Annotated in this window: 15 protein-coding genes; all 15 read left to right on the forward strand. The window is 62.0% G+C overall.

What is annotated here, in order from left to right; genetic code table 11:
* Positions 1-53 precede the first annotated feature (53 nt).
* Complete coding sequence (locus JWR51_RS00240; protein WP_299742009.1) at positions 54-1295, forward strand: class I SAM-dependent methyltransferase; 1242 nt, start codon at positions 54-56, stop codon at positions 1293-1295.
* 9 nt (positions 1296-1304) lie between these two features.
* Positions 1305-2474 (forward strand): Gfo/Idh/MocA family oxidoreductase, encoded by a 1170-nt coding sequence (locus JWR51_RS00245; protein WP_299742012.1) that lies wholly within the window; start codon positions 1305-1307, stop codon positions 2472-2474.
* Positions 2475-3251, forward strand: coding sequence for a glucose-1-phosphate cytidylyltransferase (gene rfbF, locus JWR51_RS00250; protein ID WP_299742015.1), 777 nt, complete (start codon positions 2475-2477; stop codon positions 3249-3251). It begins immediately after the preceding gene.
* Complete coding sequence (rfbG, locus tag JWR51_RS00255; protein ID WP_299742017.1) at positions 3239-4321, forward strand: CDP-glucose 4,6-dehydratase; 1083 nt, start codon at positions 3239-3241, stop codon at positions 4319-4321. Before rfbF ends, rfbG begins: the two co-directional genes overlap by 13 nt.
* A complete protein-coding gene (locus tag JWR51_RS00260; RefSeq protein WP_299742020.1) occupies positions 4318-4767 on the forward strand; it encodes a dTDP-4-dehydrorhamnose 3,5-epimerase family protein in 450 nt (149 codons plus the stop codon). The genes rfbG and JWR51_RS00260 overlap by 4 nt, the downstream gene beginning before the upstream one ends.
* Before the next feature lie 13 nt (positions 4768-4780).
* On the forward strand, positions 4781-5728 hold the full coding sequence (locus tag JWR51_RS00265; RefSeq protein WP_299742023.1) for an SDR family oxidoreductase: 948 nt from the start codon (positions 4781-4783) through the stop codon (positions 5726-5728).
* The gene (locus JWR51_RS00270) at positions 5729-6604 is read left to right on the forward strand and encodes a glycosyltransferase (RefSeq protein ID WP_299742025.1); all 876 of its coding nucleotides are present in this window, start codon (positions 5729-5731) and stop codon (positions 6602-6604) included. It abuts the gene before it with no gap.
* Positions 6605-6609: 5 nt separating this feature from the next.
* A complete protein-coding gene (locus tag JWR51_RS00275) occupies positions 6610-7947 on the forward strand; it encodes a hypothetical protein (RefSeq protein ID WP_299742028.1) in 1338 nt (445 codons plus the stop codon).
* Positions 7944-8942: an NAD-dependent 4,6-dehydratase LegB gene (locus JWR51_RS00280; RefSeq protein WP_299742031.1), complete on the forward strand. Its 999-nt coding sequence runs from the start codon at positions 7944-7946 to the stop codon at positions 8940-8942. Before JWR51_RS00275 ends, JWR51_RS00280 begins: the two co-directional genes overlap by 4 nt.
* Before the next feature lie 32 nt (positions 8943-8974).
* Positions 8975-9688, forward strand: coding sequence for a nucleotidyltransferase family protein (locus JWR51_RS00285; protein WP_299742034.1), 714 nt, complete (start codon positions 8975-8977; stop codon positions 9686-9688).
* A complete protein-coding gene (locus JWR51_RS00290) occupies positions 9681-10541 on the forward strand; it encodes an NAD(P)-dependent oxidoreductase (protein WP_299742037.1) in 861 nt (286 codons plus the stop codon). Before JWR51_RS00285 ends, JWR51_RS00290 begins: the two co-directional genes overlap by 8 nt.
* Before the next feature lie 3 nt (positions 10542-10544).
* Positions 10545-11633 carry a glycosyltransferase family 4 protein gene (locus JWR51_RS00295; protein ID WP_299742040.1) on the forward strand — a complete coding sequence of 363 codons (1089 nt, stop codon included), beginning with the start codon at positions 10545-10547 and terminating at the stop codon, positions 11631-11633.
* A gap of 89 nt (positions 11634-11722) precedes the next feature.
* Positions 11723-13639, forward strand: a complete 1917-nt coding sequence (asnB, locus tag JWR51_RS00300) for an asparagine synthase (glutamine-hydrolyzing) (protein WP_299742043.1) — start codon at positions 11723-11725, stop codon at positions 13637-13639.
* 118 nt (positions 13640-13757) lie between these two features.
* Positions 13758-15860, forward strand: coding sequence for a bi-domain-containing oxidoreductase (locus tag JWR51_RS00305; protein ID WP_299742046.1), 2103 nt, complete (start codon positions 13758-13760; stop codon positions 15858-15860).
* Complete coding sequence (gene wecB, locus JWR51_RS00310; protein ID WP_299742048.1) at positions 15860-16954, forward strand: UDP-N-acetylglucosamine 2-epimerase (non-hydrolyzing); 1095 nt, start codon at positions 15860-15862, stop codon at positions 16952-16954. The genes JWR51_RS00305 and wecB overlap by 1 nt, the downstream gene beginning before the upstream one ends.
* The last annotated feature ends 41 nt before the right edge of the window (positions 16955-16995 follow it).

The raw sequence follows: 16995 nt of genomic DNA on the forward strand, positions 1-16995 counted from the left end.
CCGTCCCGCATTGCATGCCCTATACGGCCAGCTTCAAGAGCTTAGAGGTCAAGATGCCAGCTGGATTGAGCACGATCACGTCTTGCGAGGTCTGCGGCAACGAGCACCTCACCCCGGTGCTCGATCTGGGGCTGCACCCGATGTGCGATGACCTGGTCCCGGTCGGAGATCCCCGCATCTGCCGCGAATATCCCATCGATATCCTCTATTGCGACAATTGCCGCACGGCGCATCAGCGCTTCCAGGTGCCCAAGGACGAACTGTTTCCCACCAGCTATCACTATCGCTCCCGGTTCACCGCCGATGTGCTGAACGGGATGAAAGGCCTGGTTGCCACCTGCGCCGAGCGGTTCGGCGCTCTCGATGGCAAGACCGTGCTGGATATCGGTTGCAACGATGGCAGCCTGCTGGATTTCTTCCGGGCGGCCGGAGCGGCCACGGTGGGCATCGAGCCAACCGGCGCGGCAGCCGATGCCGAGGGCAAGGGTCACACCATCTATGAAGCGTTCCTGGACGAGGCCATTGCCACCAAGGTCGCCGGCGCGCATGGCAATCCCGATTTCATCACCTTTACCAATGTGTTTGCCCACATCGAGGACCTGCGCGGCGTCATCGCCTCGCTGAAGGCGCTGATCGGCCCGAACACCGTGATTGCCATCGAAAACCACTATCTGGGAGCGGTGCTGGACGGTAATCAGTTCGATACATTCTATCATGAGCACCCGCGCACCTATAGCTTCACCTCTTTCGTGCATATGGCGCGCTCGCTCGGGCTCGAGCTGCTCGAGGTCGAGTTCCCCAAGCGCTACGGCGGCAATATCCGCGTTTTCATGGGCAATGCCAGCCATGGCAGCGGCCGACTCGGCGACCAGCAGGCGCTCGATGCGCGCGAGGCCGAATTCGGCAGCCGCTTTGCCACGCTGGCGCAGAACGTCGCCAATTGGCGCGCCAACAAGCGCCAACAGCTCGACGACCTCGTGGCCCAGCATGGTCCACTGCGGGCCAAGGCCTTTCCGGGCCGGGCCGCTATCCTGGTGAAGCTGCTGGGACTGGACACCTCGATTATTTCGGTGGTGCACGAAAAGCCCGGCTCGCTCAAGATCGGCAATTACCTACCGGGTACCCGCATCCCGATCCGCTCGGATGACGAGTTGTTTGCCCTTGCGGACAAGAGCGCCCCGCTGATCAATCTGGCCTGGCACATCCCCACCGAAATTCACGGCTATCTGATCAAGGTCGGCTATAGCGGCCCCATCATCGATATTCTGAGCCCGGATGACTTGGCTGCGCGTTGAGGCCATGCCGTGACCGTCTCGCCCGCATCCGCGCCAAGCCATGTCGTCGTGATCGGGGGAGGGCGCTGGGCCCGGGTCATTGCCACGGTCCTGCTCGAGCTGCTGCCCGCCCATGTGCCGATCACGATCCAGACCGTGCGCGGTCGGGCCGGCATGCTTGAATGGGCGCAGCGGCAAGGCCTGTCTGGTCGGATTTCCGTCGTGACCGAGCGCCCAGCACCGGCCGACCGCATGGCGGTCATTGTCGCCAATGCCGCTGCCGATCACGCCGAGGCGGCTCGCTGGGCGCTTGCGCACAGGCTGCCCGTGCTGGTTGAAAAGCCGGTGACCACCCGCGCCGACGACACGGCGGCGCTGATGGCCTTAGCGCAGGCCAATGACACATTGCTCTGTGCCGGCCACGTCTTTTTGTTTGCTGGCTATTTTCGCGAGTTCGTCGAGCGACTGCAGACCGGCGGGTCGGTCACTGCGTTGCACCTGCGCTGGAGCGATGCCGCGACGGAAACGCGCCATGGCGAAGCCAAGAGCTATGACGCGAGCGTGAGCATTCATGCCGATTGGTTGCCCCATATTCTGTCCATGCTAGGCACCGTGCTGGCCGGGACCACGGCCATAACCGGGCTTGCCGTGGCGCGCGGCGGCGCCAGCGAGGCACTGGCGCTGCGCTTCGACAATGTGCCGGCCACCATCGAATTGGAGCGCAATGCGTGCGAGCGTGTGCGCCGGCTCGAAGTCATGACCGAGCGCGGCCCGTTCGTGCTGGACTTCTCCAGCGAGCCCGGCACGACCATCGCGCCGGACGGCAGCCGGTCGATCCCGGCGCAGTGGTCGTCCGCCGACCGGCCGCTCGCCACCATGTTGCGGGCCTTCCTCGCGGCGGCGGCCGGCGGACCGCAAGATGCCCGGCTCGCAGTGGCCATCGGATACCAGGCGAACCTGGTGATCGATTCGATGTCGGGACTTTATCAACAGGCAGTCTTGCCTTGGACGGCGGAGAAATTGCGTGTATCTGGGGATTTGAACGACGCCGATCTGCGCTATCGGCTGGCAGAACAATTGCAGGCCGACGGGCGGCTGGATCCAGCCGAACTGGACGCTGAAATGGCGCGGTTCATCGGCCAGAATAGCGGCGAATCGGCATCGCGCGCCTGGCTCAGGCGGCGCCTGGAGGAGATATAGGTGAAGGTAGTCATTTTGGCCGGCGGCTACGGGACTCGTATCCGCGACGTTCAGGACGATATCCCCAAGCCGATGATACCCATCGGGCCCTATCCCATTCTGTTCCACATCATGCGGCACTACGCCCGGTTCGGGCACAAGGAATTCGTGGTCTGCCTCGGCTATAAGGGCCAGGTGATCAAGGATTTCTTTCTCGGGCTCGAAGCGCATACGCGCGACATGACCATCAGCTTCGGCAATGGCGGCGGCATCGAGTTCCACGGCGACCATTTTGAATCCGACTGGAAGATCACCTTGGCCGATACCGGGCTCAAGACCATGACTGGCGGCCGCATTTCACGCATTCGCAAATATGTCGGCGATGAAGAGTTCATGCTGACCTATGGCGACGGGGTCAGCGATATCGACCTGGACAAGTTGCTGGCGTTCCATCGGGCCCACGGCAAGGTGCTGACCGTGACGGGCGTGCGGCCCCCGGCCCGCTTCGGCGAAATGGTCGGCAATGAGGACGGCACGATCGCAGCGTTCAACGAAAAGCCACAGGCAACCGGTGGACGGATTTCCGGGGGCTTTTTCGTCGCCGGCCCGCGCCTGTTCGACTATGTGTCGGACGATGTCGACCTGGTCTTCGAGCAGCAGCCGATCCGCGAAGTGGTCGCGGCCGGCGAACTGGTGATGTACCCGCATGACGGGTTCTGGCAGCCGATGGATACCAGCCGCGAGTACCAGCTGCTCAATGGCCTCTACGATGCCGGGAATGCCCCATGGCTTCAATGACCTACGCGGAGGCGTTCGCCGCCTATGCCGGAAAGCGGGTCTTCGTTACCGGCCACACTGGCTTCAAGGGTACTTGGCTGGTGATGCTGCTGCGCGAGATCGGCGCCGAAGTAATGGGTTATGCCCTGCCGCCGCCGCCTGGCCTCAGCCATTATGAGGCGCTTGGGATCAACGGGCAGATCGCCGAAGTGATCGGCGACGTCCGCGATGCGGGGGCGCTAGCCAAGGCCATGGGCGATTTTGCCCCTGAATTCGTGTTTCATCTCGCCGCCCAGGCACTGGTGCGCCAGTCCTATGCCGAGCCTGCCGATACATTCGCCACCAATGTGATGGGTGCCGCCAACCTGCTCGACGCCGTGCGCGCTACGCCCTCGGTCCGCTCCCTGGTGTTCATCACCTCGGACAAGGCCTACGAAAACCTGGAATGGGTCTGGGGCTATCGCGAAAACGATCGCCTGGGTGGCCACGATCCCTATAGCGCCTCCAAGGCGGCGGCGGAAATCGTGTTCTCGGCCTATGCGCGGTCGTATTTTGCCGCAAGGGCCGATTTTGGCGCGGCAACCACGCGGGCGGGCAATGTCATCGGCGGCGGCGACTGGGCTGCCGACCGCATCGTGCCCGACTGCATTCGCGCCGTAGAAGCGGGAAAGCCGGTCGAGTTGCGCAATCCACAATCGACCCGCCCCTGGCAACATGTGCTGGAGCCGATATCGGGCTATGTGCTGCTGGGTGCCCGCCTCCATGCCGATCCGGCCCGTTATGGCGGAAGCTGGAATTTTGGGCCGTCCTCGGTCGAGGTGCGCACCGTGCACGACGTGGCCGGCGCCATCATCGAGCATCTGGGGCATGGCTCGATTGTCATTACTGGCGATCCGAGTGCGCGTCACGAAGCCAATCTGCTGCAGCTCAATTGCGATCGGGCGCATCAGTTGCTGGCCTGGCATCCGCGCTGGGACGTCGACAAGACCCTGTCGGCAACGGCAAGCTGGTACGCGGCGGTGCTCGGCGGGCAAGACGCGGCCGCCGTCACGAGAAGCCAATTGCAAGATTATTTCCCGGAGCTGGCATGATCGAAGGCGTTGTCATCACCCCCCTGCGGCAGATTTTCGACGAGCGCGGCAAGGTCATGCACATGCTGCGCGAAGACTCGCCGGTATTCTCGCGGTTTGGGGAAATCTATTTTTCCTGCACCCATCCTGGCGCCGTCAAGGCCTGGCACATGCACAAGAGGATGACGCTGAACTACGCCGTCATCCATGGCGAGATCAAATTCGTGCTCTATGACGACCGGCCGGGCAGTTCGACGCGGGGGGAGCTGCAGGAATTCTTCATTTCGCCCGAGAACTACAGCCTGGTCACCGTGCCACCCGAAATCTGGAACGGTTTCAAGGGTGTGGGTCAGAAGGACGCAATCGTCGCCAATTGCGCCACCCTGTCGCACGATCCCGATGAGATCGAGCGCAAGCCACCTCACGATTCCAGCATTCCCTACGATTGGCAAATCCAGCACCGATAGGCGACCAGTTGCGATGCGGCTCCTGCTGACTGGAGGTTTTGGCTATCTGGGCGGGCGGCTGGCCCAGCATCTCGCCGGCCAGGGCGCCGAGATCGTGCTGGGCTCCCGACGCGCCTTGCGCGCCCCCGCCTGGCTGCCTGATGCGCAGACCGTATCCCTCGACTGGGAGTCCTTGAACGGGCTGGCTGATTGCTGCCGCGATATCGATACGGTGTTTCACCTGGCCGGCATGAACGCTGCCGACTGCGCACGCGATCCGGTCGGTGCGCTGGCATTCAATGGCCTGGCGACCGCGCGGCTGGTGGAAGCCGCTGCGTCGCAAGGAGTGCGCCGTCTGATCCATGTGTCGACGGCGCATGTCTATGCCAGCCCCCTCGCCGGGGTCATCGACGAGGCAACACCGCCGGTAAACCTGCATCCTTATGCGACCAGTCATCGCGCCGGCGAGGATGCCGTTCGCGCCGCTCACACAGCGGGGCGCATTGAGGGCGTGGTGATCAGACTCTCCAACGCATTTGGCGCCCCGGCCGATGCCAGTGCCGATTGCTGGACCCTGCTGGTCAACGACTTGGCCCGGCAGGCAGCGCGGAGCGGCCGGCTGGTGCTGAAAAGCGGTGGCTGTCAGCAGCGCGACTTCATCGCCATCAGCGATTTCTGCCGCATGACGAGCGCGCTGCTGGACCTGCCGGACGACGGCCTCGCGGCGGGCGTGTTCAATATCGGCGGCGGGCAGAGCCTGACCGTTCTGGAAATGGCCGAACGTGTGGCCGCCCGCTTTGCCGCATTGACCGCAATTGCCTGTCCGATCGTTCGGCCGGAGGATGCGGTCATTGGTCAATCGGACGAACTACAGTACAAGATGGCTCGAATCGACGCGGCCGGAATTACCCTTCCCCGGGCCGCCAGTATCGATGCGGAAATCGATGCCCTGCTGCAGTTTTGTCTGGCGGAAACGAGATAGATGGCGCCTCTCGTGTCGATTGTCATACCGACCTTCAACCGGGCACGGGACCTGGAACGCGCCCTTAACTCGGTTCGCGCCCAGAGCTACGCCGACTGGGAAGCGCTGGTGGTCGACAATCATTCCACCGATGGCACCGCCGCACTGATCGAAGCCATGGCCGAGCCGCGGATATCGCTTTCCCTGATACACAATGACGGCGTCATCGCGGCGTCGCGGAACCAGGGTGTCCGGCAGGCCAGCGGGGTCTATCTGGCATTCCTGGACTCAGACGATTGGTGGGAGCCCAAAAAGCTGGCCCGCTCGGTCGCGGCACTCGAGGCGGGAGCCGATATCGTCTATCACGACCTCTATTTGGCGCGCCGCCCCGATCAACGACAGTTCAGACCGAGCGGCACTGTTCGTCCGGTGACTGCACCGGTCTTTGCCGACCTGCTGAGAAGCGGTAACGCGTTGTCGAATTCCAGCGTCGTGGTTCGGTTAGAATGTCTGGCCAGGGTCGGGCCGATCAGCGAGAACCGCGATTTGATCGGCATGGAAGACTTCGACACCTGGCTTAAAATTGCGCGGGAAACCGATCGTTTCGTCATGCTTCCGGAAACGCTGGGTTACTACTGGGCCGGGGGTGGAAACATGACCAATCCGGACCGGACGCTGCGCGCCCTGAAAGCGTTCGAAATAGCCTATGGCGGCGAACCTGAATTTCGTTCGCACAGTACCGGCTGGTTCGGATATGCCAGGAGCAGGGCGCTGTTTCGGCTCGGCCACTACCGCCAGGCACGCGCAGAGCTTCGCAAGCTGCCGATATTCCGTCTTCCTCTGGGGTTGGCGCTTAAGAGCGGATACATGTGGCTGCGTGCGAGCGCGGCACGGTGAGCAGGATGTCCAGATCAATCGAGGTAGAGCAAAAGCATCGGCAGTGGAATTTTGCCAATATGTCAATAGATCGGGACAGCGCCCTGGCCTGGTTAGGCTATGCCAGCCTCGTTGCAGCGGTAATCTTCCAGCTGACGGTCTTGCCAGAGACGTTAAACGTGAAATTTCTAGGGCGTTTAGTCAATGCTGCATTGCTTCTGGTATTTTCCGGTCTTTTTTTATTCGGTGCAATGCAGGTTCGTGTAAAAATACGAGTCATGTTGCTTTATATAATGCCTATATTTGTTATTATTATTGGATTTGTAATTAACCTGTCAAGGGGCATAGGTTTTGAAAACGTCGGTTACGTCAGTATATTGCTTCCATATCTGGCGGGAATATCCTTACCATTTCTAAAAAGATTTGATATATCTCGGGCTTGGGAGATATATTATTGGATAATGATTGTATTGTGTGGAATTTCTGTAATTGAATACGTCATGGTGTTTTCTGGGTGGTTGCCGCTCAGCGTCCACCTCAATGACCGAAATAATTTTCTACGGGGAATTGTCACGATTTTCTACGATCTCGGCGGATCGACGCCGCATTACCGGCTTTACGGCGTATTCTTCGAGCCAGGTACGGCGGCCATGTTGGCGCTACCCGCATTGGCCTACAGTTTGATCCGACGTCGGCTAATTGGCATCGCGGTATTCATTGCGATCTTCGCGCTCACCGATTCGTTGGGCGGCTATATGGCCCTAGCCGTTACCTTTGCCGCTTACCTGTATATCTGCCTTGATCGCCTACGGTATGCGGGCGTTATTCGTTTTTTTGCCTGGACGCTGGCTTTGCCGATCGGGGCAATCCTTTTGTTTTTCGCACTTGCGCCGGTCTATGAGCATAAGGCCGGGTCAGCATTGGTGCGCGAGCAGAATATCATCGGCTTCTTCTCCAATTTCTTCGGGCTGATCCTGCAGAGGCCTTTCGGATTTTCACTATCGGGTAGTTCGCTGACCAGTGTTGGCGACCAGGGGGGATATCTGGGCTCCAATTTCATGTTCTACGTGGCATATGTCGAGGGTGGGGTATTGGCAATGATAGGCTATCTCGTCCTATCTGGCTCAGCTGCAATCCTGGCATTCCGCGTCATATTGATGCCCAAGGGGCAAAGCCCGGCGGCGCTTGCCGCCTTCATCTCGCTACCAGCCATGTTGCTTTTCTCATTTCAGCGCGGTTCTATATTCGAGACTGTGCTGCTGGCCTTCCTTTATGCAATTCCGATGATTGAGGCGCTGGGAGGAGGGCCGGCGCGATATATTCAACGCAATTCCGCCAAGCTTGCGACTAGGGATGCGGCATGACAAAAATCCTGGTGACCGGCGCCGACGGTTTCATCGGTTCGCACCTGGTCGAGACGCTGGTTCGCGCCGGCCATGACGTGCGCGCCTTCGTGCTCTACAACTCCTTCAATTCCCTGGGCTGGCTGGATGACAGTCCCGCCGACATTCGCGGTCATTTCGAAGTGTTCGCCGGCGATGTGCGCGATCCCTACGGGGTCAAGACGGCGATGCGGGGCTGCGACGCGGTGCTGCATCTGGCGGCGCTTATCGCCATTCCCTATTCGTACCACTCGCCCGACAGCTACGTGGACACCAACATCAAGGGCACGCTCAATATCGTGCAGGCGGCGCGCGAACTGGGCGTGTCCCGGGTCATTCATACCTCGACCAGCGAAGTGTACGGTACGGCCCGTTTCGTGCCCATCACCGAAGAGCATCCGCTACAGGGGCAGTCGCCCTATTCGGCCACCAAGATCGGCGCGGACCAGATCGCCCTGTCGTTCCATGCCGCTTTCGGCACGCCGGTGGCGGTAATTCGCCCTTTCAACACCTATGGCCCGCGCCAGTCGACCCGGGCGGTTATCCCCACGATCATCACCCAGATCGCCGCTGGCGAGCGCCGAATCAAGCTGGGCGCATTGACGCCGACGCGCGATTTTTCCTTCGTCGCCGATACCGTGGCCGGCTTCATCGCTGCACTGGGTTCGGATGCCGTGGTCGGCACGGTCACCAATCTGGGCAGCGGCTTTGAGATCTCGGTCGGCGATACGGTCAAGCTGATCGCCGAAGTGATGGGTGTCGATATCGAAATCGAGTCGGATGCTGCCCGCTTGCGGCCGCAGCGGAGCGAGGTGGAGCGCCTGTTCGCCAGCAACGCCAAGGCTGCGCAACTGATGGGTTGGAAACCCGCCTATGGTGGGTTAAACGGGTTTCGGCGTGGTCTGGCCGAAACCATTGCGTGGTTCACCCAGCCGGAAAACCTTGGCCGCTACAAGGCCGGTCAATATACCATCTAGGGTCGTCGGATGACCCGCTCTGGAGACGGCCAATGGGCAAGCGTGCAATCATTCTCGCGGGCGGGCGGGGAACCCGCCTCAGGCCCTATACGGTGGTTTTGCCCAAGCCGCTGATGCCGATCGGCGAATATCCGATCCTCGAAGTGGTGATCCGGCAACTGGCGCGCTGCGGCTTCGATCACATCACGCTGGCCGTCAATCACCAGGCCGAACTGATCAAGGCGTTTTTCGATGACGGCCGCAAATGGCGCGTGCGCATCGACTATTCGCTGGAAGACCGCCCGCTTGCCACGATGGGGCCACTGCGCCTGGTTCGTGACCTGCCGGAGAATTTCCTGGTGATGAACGGCGACATCCTGACCGATCTTGATTTCGGTGCCTTTCACGACGAACACGTCGCCAAGGCCAGCCTGTTCACCATTTCGGCACATCGGCGCGAACAGCGCATCGACTACGGCGTGCTCGAGTCCAATGGCGAGGGCGAACTGGTGGCGTTTCGCGAAAAGCCGCGGACGCAATATGAGGTCAGTATGGGGGTTTACATGGCCAGTCGAGCTATCCTCGACTTCATCCCGCCGGAGCAGGCCTATGGCTTCGATAACCTGATGCTGGATTTGATTGCCGCCGGGCGCAAGGTCGCCGTCCGGAACTATCCAGGCTATTGGCTTGATATTGGCCGTCCCGACGACTATGCCGAGGCCATCGAGCAATTCGATGCCATGCAGTCGAAATTTCTCGATGGTTGAGGTCCTGCTCACCGGCGCCACGGGTTTCGTTGGAACCCACCTCGCCGCGGCATTGGCCCCATCACACGGTGTGCGGACGCTCAGCCATGCCGATGGCGACGTCGCCGACGCACAGACTTGGGCGACTTTGCCCCGCGCCGAAGTGGTGATCCATCTGGCCGCCAGGAGCTTCGTGCCGACAAGCTGGGACCGGCCGGCAGACTATATGCGGGTCAATCTGCTCGGTACCATGCAGGCGCTGGACTATTGCCACCGGCACGAGGCACGACTGATTTTTGCCAGCTCCTATCTCTATGGCAATCCGCAAACACTGCCGATCCCGGAAACCGCGCCGCTGCACGCGATCAATCCCTATGCGCAGTCCAAGCTGATGGCTGAACAGACCTGCCGGTTTTACGCCGAGAACCTCGGCGTGCAGGTTCTAGTGCTGCGGCCGTTCAACATCTACGGCCCCGGTCAGGGAAGTGATTTTCTGGTGCCAAGCATCGTGCGCCAGGTTTTGCAAAGCGACCAGGTGCGCGTGAAGGATCTGCTGCCGCGCCGCGACTACATCTACATCGCCGACTTCATCGCGGCCATCCTCGCCGGACTGCGGACCGACTGGACATTTGATACCGTCAATATTGGGAGTGGTATCAGTCACTCGGTGGCCGAATTGATCGAGATCGTCATGACGGCGGCGGGTCGGACCCTGCCGATCCAATCGGATGGCGTGCGCAGGCAGAACGAGGTGATGGACGTGAGAGCCGATATTTCCCATGCCGGACATCTGCTGGGCTGGGCGCCACAATGGACGCTGGCGCAGGGCTGTGCGGCCGTGCTGGCTGCGGCCAAAACGCACGAAAAGACCTGACGCATGGCAAAGTATCTGCTTGTCGGCGCCGACCCGGCCAAAGCCGCGTCGCTTCACCCAGGGGGTGTGGTGACTCTGTCCGCTGGGCTGCTCTGCTATGCGCAACGGCATGGCCACACCGTCGAAATCGTCAACACCGCGCGCTCCAGCTTTGCCCATGAGCCGTTCCGGCAGATTCTGTGGAGCGGGCTGAAGCGGATCGGCGAATTGATCGGGCATCTGCGGCGCGAGCGGTTCGCGGGCGTGTTCATCTTCGTCGGCGCTGGCTTCAGCTTCTACGAACGGACGCTGATGTCCCTGATCTGCCGGCTGTTCGGCGTCCGGGATGCCTTCGTCATTGTCGATGGTAACTTTTTCGCCGTCCGCCAGGCAGGGCGTTTCAGGCAGTCAGTCACCCGGTTTCTGCTGCGCATTCCGCATCGCTTGGCGGCGACGGGCCAGAAATGGGACGAGCTGTTCGCCGAACTCGGCGTGGAGGCGCGCCGGCGGGTTCGGGTGTCTTATTGGCTAACGGCTGATTTCCCTATGGCTACGCAGCCCAAGCAAGTGCCCCGCGATCGGCCGGTTCACATGCTTTACCTCGGCTGGATGACCCAGGCCAAAGGGGTCGTCGAACTGCTCGGGGCAATCGCGCAATTGCGCGAGGATCATGAATTCACCTTCACTTTCGTGGGGGGCGGAACGCTGCTGGACACAGCGCGGGACATGATTGAGGCGCATGGTTGGGAGGGCCGGGTTTCGGCGCTGGGCTGGATTTCGGCGGCTAATCTGCACGCACTGCTCCGGCAGGCAGACGTCTTCGTACTGCCCAGCCACGCCGAAGGGTTTCCGATGTCGCTGATCGAGGCGCTGTCTTCGGCCATGCCGGCCATTGTCTCCGACGTCGGCGGCGTCTCCGATTCGCTCAAGGACGGCATCAACGGCTACCTTGTCACGCCGGGGTCGGTCCCATCGCTCGTTGCGGCCATGCGACACTATCTCGAACAACCCGAGCTCATAGCCCCCCATTCCCGCGCTGCCCTTGCTGCGGCGCTCGAAAACCACTACCCCGATACCAATTGTGGCATCCTGTTCGACGCCGTGGCGGAGTGACTGGTCGGATTTTCTTCTGCGCGAGACCCGTTGCGTACGGCCGACACAATTGAGCGATAGCAACGGGCAGCGGACATAGCGAGGGTTTCATGTGCGGGATCGCGGCCTTTTCCGGGCGCTTCGACAGAACTGCCCTGGAGCAGGCAACTCTCGCCATTGCCCATCGCGGACCCGATGCCAGCGGCACTTATCTCAGCGCCGATGCCCAGGTGGGCCTGGGCCATACCAGATTGTCGATCGTCGATCTGTCGGCATTGGGCGCTCAGCCCATGGCCAGCGATGATGGCACCGTCGTGCTCACCTATAATGGCGAAATCTATAATCATTACCAGCTGCGCGCCGATCTTGAAGCGCGCGGCCACCGCTTCCACGGCCACTCCGACACCGAAACCCTGCTGCATCTCTATCTTGAATTCGGCGAGGCCATGCTGCCCCGTCTCAACGGCATCTTTGCCTTCGCCCTCTGGGATGCCCGCGACAATGGGCTGCTCGTGGCCCGCGACGGGCTCGGCGTCAAACCGCTGTATTTCGCGACCGGCGCGCGGGGCGTGGCGGTGTCCAGCGAGATCAAGGCGCTCCTGCAGTTGGTGCCCGAGGCCCGCGAACTCGACATTGCGGCGCTGCATCGCTATCTGACATTCCTGTGGTGCCCAGGCGACGGCACCCCGCTCAAGGGGGTCAAGAAGCTCAATCCCGGCGAGGCCTTGATGGTGCGTGGCGGGCGCATCGAACGGCGTTGGCGCTGGTACCAGCTGCCGGCATTCCGAGCTGAAGCCACTGCCATGTCGGAAGGCGATGCCATCGCCGGAACGGCCAGCCATTTGCGCGAGGCAGTGCGGCGGCAGATGATGGCGGATGTACCGGTAGGCGCCTTCCTGTCGGGCGGGCTGGATTCCAGCGCCATTGTCGCCTTTGCCCGTGAGGATCAACCAGGCCTGCATTGTTTCACCATCGAGATGGTCAACGGCCAGGACGAGGGGCAGACCGACGACCTGCCTTATGCGCGTCGCGTCGCCGAGCATCTTGACGTCAAGCTCGACGTGGTCCGCGTCGATGCTGCCGATATGGCCGCAGACTTTGAGTATATGATCGGCCAGCTCGACGAGCCGCTGGCCGATCCGGCCCCGCTCAATGTGCTGCATATCAGCCGGCTGGCCCGCGCCAGTGGGATCAAGGTCTTGCTGTCGGGGGCAGGGGGCGACGATCTGTTTACCGGCTATCGCCGCCATCGGGCCGTTGGCCTCGACCCGGTGATGCAATGGCTGCCGGCCGGCATCCGGCGCGGATTGGAAGACGTGAGTTCGGGTCTGGACCAGCGCCGGCCTCTCAACAGGCGTGCCACCAAATTTTTCAATGGTGCCGGCGAAAGCGGCAATGCGCGGCTGGCCAGCTATTTCCGCTGGGCGCGCGAAGACACGCTGATGCAGCTTTATTCCCCAGCCTTCCGGGCGGAGCTTGGCGTGACCAAGGCAGCGCAGCCAATGCTGGATTTTCTTGACGACCTGCCGGCATCGACCGGGCCGCTGGAGAAAATGCTGACCCTGGAACAGCGGTTTTTTCTGGCCGATCACAATCTGCTTTATACCGACAAGATGTCGATGGCGGCTGGTGTCGAGGCGCGGGTGCCGTTTCTCGATCCCGACCTGATGGACTTCGCCAATTCCATCCCGATTGGCATGAAGCAGCGCGGCCGCGAAGGCAAATGGGTACTGAAGAAAGCCATGGAGCCGCTGCTGCCGCCCGAGGTGATCTACCGGCCCAAAGCCGGGTTTGGCGCGCCCTTGCGACGCTGGATGCGCCACGAACTCAAGGGACTGGTGAGCGACCTGCTGTCGCGGCCGAGCCTCGCCAGCCGGGGTCTGTTCGATCCGGAAGCCGTGCAGCGCCTGATCGCGGCCAATGATGCCGGCCGGGTGGATGCCAGCTATACCCTGCTGGCCCTGCTCAGCATCGAAATCTGGTGCCGAACCTACCTCAAGGACACCGGGTTCCGGCAGGCCGCCTGATGATGGGCCCATTGCGGCTGTGTACAGGGCACGCCTTTCGCTCTAATCAGGTCTTGCGCGGCGCGCGGCTGCATCAACCCAGGCAGCGCGTGAACATAATGATGGACGGCACACATTCATGAAGCAGGTCTTGCAATCGCTCCGCACTGGCGCCACCGACGTGGCCGACGTGCCCAGCCCGGACGCCGGGCCGGGACAGGTGCTGATCCGTACCTCGAGCACCCTTGTTTCGGCTGGCACCGAGCGCATGCTGGTCGCATTCGGGCGTGCCAATCTGCTTGATAAGGCGCGCCAGCAGCCCGAGCGCGTGCGCCAGGTGCTGGACAAGATGCGCACCGACGGCGTGCTGCCAACCATCGAGACCGTCTTCAACAAGCTGGATCAGCCGCTGCCGCTTGGTTATTGCAATGTCGGCGTAGTGCTGGAGGCCGGGACCGGCGTGAACGGGCTCGTTCCCGGCGATCGCGTCGTTTCCAATGGCAAGCATGCCGAAGTCGTGGCTGCGCCACGCAATCTCTGCGCGCTCGTCCCCGCTTCGGTTTCGGACGACGAGGCCGCGTTCACCGTGCTCGGCGCCATTGCCCTGCAGGGTATTCGCCTGATCAATCCAGGGCTGGGCGAATGCGTGGTCGTCACCGGCCTCGGGCTGGTGGGGCTGATGGCGGTCCAACTGCTGGTGGCCAATGGCTGCCGCGTGCTGGGCATCGATTTCGACAGCGACAAGCTGGCGCTGGCACGCCAGTTCGGGGCCGAGACGGTCGATCTGTCGGCGGGCGGCGATCCGATCGCTGCCGCGGCGCAATTTTCACGCGGTCGCGGTGTCGACGCCGTCCTGATCACCGCCTCCACCAAATCCAGCGAGCCGGTGCATCAGGCCGCACAGATGTCGCGCCAGCGCGGGCGGATCGTCCTCGTAGGGGTGACCGGGCTCGAATTGCTGCGATCCGACTTCTACGAAAAGGAGCTGACCTTCCAGGTCTCCTGCTCCTACGGACCGGGTCGTTACGATTCAAGTTATGAGGAAGGCGGCGTCGATTACCCCATCGGCTTCGTCCGCTGGACCGAACAGCGCAATTTCGAGGCCGTTCTCGACATGCTGGCCAATCGCCGGCTCGATGTGCGGCCCCTGATCTCGCATCGCTTCGCCATAGAGGACGCAGCCGCAGCCTATGACGTGGTCGACAGCACCGAGTCTTCGCTGGGTATACTGCTGGATTATCCCGCCGAGGCCGCCCCGGCGCTACGGGCCCGCACTGTAACCCTGGACACGGCGGTCGCGGCATCGACCAAGCCGGGCCTGGCCTTCATCGGTGCTGGCAATTATGCCGGAGCGGTGCTGATCCCGGCCTTCAAGGCCACCAGTGGCCAGTTGCGGACCGTGGCATCGAGTGGCGGGGTCAACGGGCTGCATCTCGCCCGCAAATTCGGCTTCCGCTCGACCACGACCGATACGCAGTCGATTTTCGCCGATGCCAATGTCGATGCGGTGGTGATCGCTACCCGCCACGACAGTCACGCCCGCTTGGCGGTCGCGGCGCTGCAGGCCGGCAAGCATGTCTATGTCGAAAAGCCGGTAGCCATGACATTGGACGAACTGACGCAGATCGAGGCGGCCCATAAGGCGGCGCCCGATCGGCTGCTGATGGTCGGCTTCAACCGGCGGTTCGCACCCCAGATCGTCAGGGTCAAGCAATTGCTCAGGGGAACGCCCGGGGCCAAGGCTTTCACGATGACGGTCAATGCGGGCCATATTCCGACGGGTCACTGGACGCAGGACCAGAGCGAGGGCGGCGGACGCATCATTGGCGAGGCCTGCCATTTCATCGACCTGTTGCGCCATCTGGCCGGTGTGCCGATCACCAGCCATTCCATTGCCGGCATGGCATCGACGAGCGGTGACACGGTGACGATCGGGCTCAGGTTCGAGGACGGCTCGATCGGCACCATTCATTATTTCGCCAACGGGCCAAAATCCCTGCCCAAGGAACGGCTCGAGGTCTTCGTCGACGGCCGGGTCTTGCAACTGGATAATTTCCGACGGCTCAAGGGCTTTGGCTGGCCCGGCTTCAAGGCCCTCAACCTGTGGAAGCAGGACAAGGGCCAGCGGGCGGCAGCCGCGGCATTCATAGCGGCGATCGAAACCGGCGGCGCCCCACCAATTGCCACGGATGAATTGCTTGAAGTGGGTCGCGTCACCATCGAAATCGCAAGTTCGCTCTGATGGCGCCGCTCATCGACATCATTGCCGGGGCGCGGCCCAATTTCATGAAGATAGCCTCCATCATCAAGGCGCTCGAGCGTGATGCCGCCGATGTCCTGGCCTATCGGCTGATCCATACCGGGCAGCATTACGATGCGCGGATGTCCGATGACTTTTTCAGGCAATTGGGGATCCCGGCGCCACACATCAATTTCGACGTGGGCTCGGGCAGCCAGGCGGCGCAGACCGCCGCGATCATGATCCGCTACGAAGCTTTGCTGCAGGAAGCGCCGAGCCAACTTTGCCTCGTGGTGGGCGACGTTACCTCCACCATGGCCTGTGCCATCACCGCGCAGAAACTCGGTGTGCCGGTGGCTCATGTGGAAGCGGGAATTCGCTCGGGCGACTGGACCATGCCTGAGGAAATCAATCGCATGGTCACCGATTCGATCACCAACTGGTTCTTTACCACCAGTGACGGCGCCAATGCCAATCTGGCGCGGGCGGGCGTGACCGACGACCGCATTTTCTTTGTCGGCAACACCATGATCGACACCCTGGTCGCCAATCTCGACCGCCTGGCTCCGCCTGCGTTCTGGGACGACCTGGCCCTGGTGCCGCAGAACTATTTCGTGCTGACGCTGCATCGCCCGACCAATGTGGATTCAAACGCCTCGTTAGCCGCGATGCTCGCGGCAGTTGCCGCTGCAACGCGCGGCCTGCCGGTCATCTTCCCGGTCCATCCCCGTACCGCCAAGACCATTCGGGAACTCGGTGAACTGCCGACCAGCCTGCATCTGGTCGAGCCGCAGGCCTACCTGGAATTCAACTATCTGGTGCGCAACGCCAAGGCCGTGATCACGGACTCGGGTGGCGTCACTGAGGAGGCAACGGTCATGGGCGTACCCTGCATGACGCTGCGCAATTCCACCGAACGCCCCGAAACGGTCAGCATCGGCACCAATGAGCTGCTCGGTACCGACCCGGCGGCATTGGCGGGCGCGCTGGACCGGCTGTTTTCGGGCGCCTGGAGGAAGGGCGGCATTCCCCCGCTTTGGGATGGCCGGGCCGCCGGACGGATCGTGGCCGCCCTCAAGCCACTGCTTTGCGCCTGATGGCCCTGGGCTCGCGGATGTCGCTTTACTGGCACACCTTG

Origin of the sequence: Devosia sp., from assembly GCF_028290625.1 — a bacterium.
Classification (GTDB): domain Bacteria; phylum Pseudomonadota; class Alphaproteobacteria; order Rhizobiales; family Devosiaceae; genus Devosia.

What these genes read in the sequence shown, in the direction of transcription:
- JWR51_RS00240 (WP_299742009.1), top strand. Translation starts at nt 54, where the DNA reads ATGCCAGCTGGATTGAGCACGATCACGTCTTGCGAGGTCTGCGGCAAC.
- rfbG (WP_299742017.1), top strand. Translation starts at nt 3,239, where the DNA reads ATGGCTTCAATGACCTACGCGGAGGCGTTCGCCGCCTATGCCGGAAAG.
- JWR51_RS00260 (WP_299742020.1), top strand. Translation starts at nt 4,318, where the DNA reads ATGATCGAAGGCGTTGTCATCACCCCCCTGCGGCAGATTTTCGACGAG.
- JWR51_RS00265 (WP_299742023.1), top strand. Translation starts at nt 4,781, where the DNA reads ATGCGGCTCCTGCTGACTGGAGGTTTTGGCTATCTGGGCGGGCGGCTG.
- JWR51_RS00270 (WP_299742025.1), top strand. Translation starts at nt 5,729, where the DNA reads ATGGCGCCTCTCGTGTCGATTGTCATACCGACCTTCAACCGGGCACGG.
- JWR51_RS00275 (WP_299742028.1), top strand. Translation starts at nt 6,610, where the DNA reads ATGTCCAGATCAATCGAGGTAGAGCAAAAGCATCGGCAGTGGAATTTT.
- JWR51_RS00280 (WP_299742031.1), top strand. Translation starts at nt 7,944, where the DNA reads ATGACAAAAATCCTGGTGACCGGCGCCGACGGTTTCATCGGTTCGCAC.
- JWR51_RS00285 (WP_299742034.1), top strand. Translation starts at nt 8,975, where the DNA reads ATGGGCAAGCGTGCAATCATTCTCGCGGGCGGGCGGGGAACCCGCCTC.
- JWR51_RS00290 (WP_299742037.1), top strand. Translation starts at nt 9,681, where the DNA reads ATGGTTGAGGTCCTGCTCACCGGCGCCACGGGTTTCGTTGGAACCCAC.
- JWR51_RS00295 (WP_299742040.1), top strand. Translation starts at nt 10,545, where the DNA reads ATGGCAAAGTATCTGCTTGTCGGCGCCGACCCGGCCAAAGCCGCGTCG.
- asnB (WP_299742043.1), top strand. Translation starts at nt 11,723, where the DNA reads ATGTGCGGGATCGCGGCCTTTTCCGGGCGCTTCGACAGAACTGCCCTG.
- JWR51_RS00305 (WP_299742046.1), top strand. Translation starts at nt 13,758, where the DNA reads ATGAAGCAGGTCTTGCAATCGCTCCGCACTGGCGCCACCGACGTGGCC.
- wecB (WP_299742048.1), top strand. Translation starts at nt 15,860, where the DNA reads ATGGCGCCGCTCATCGACATCATTGCCGGGGCGCGGCCCAATTTCATG.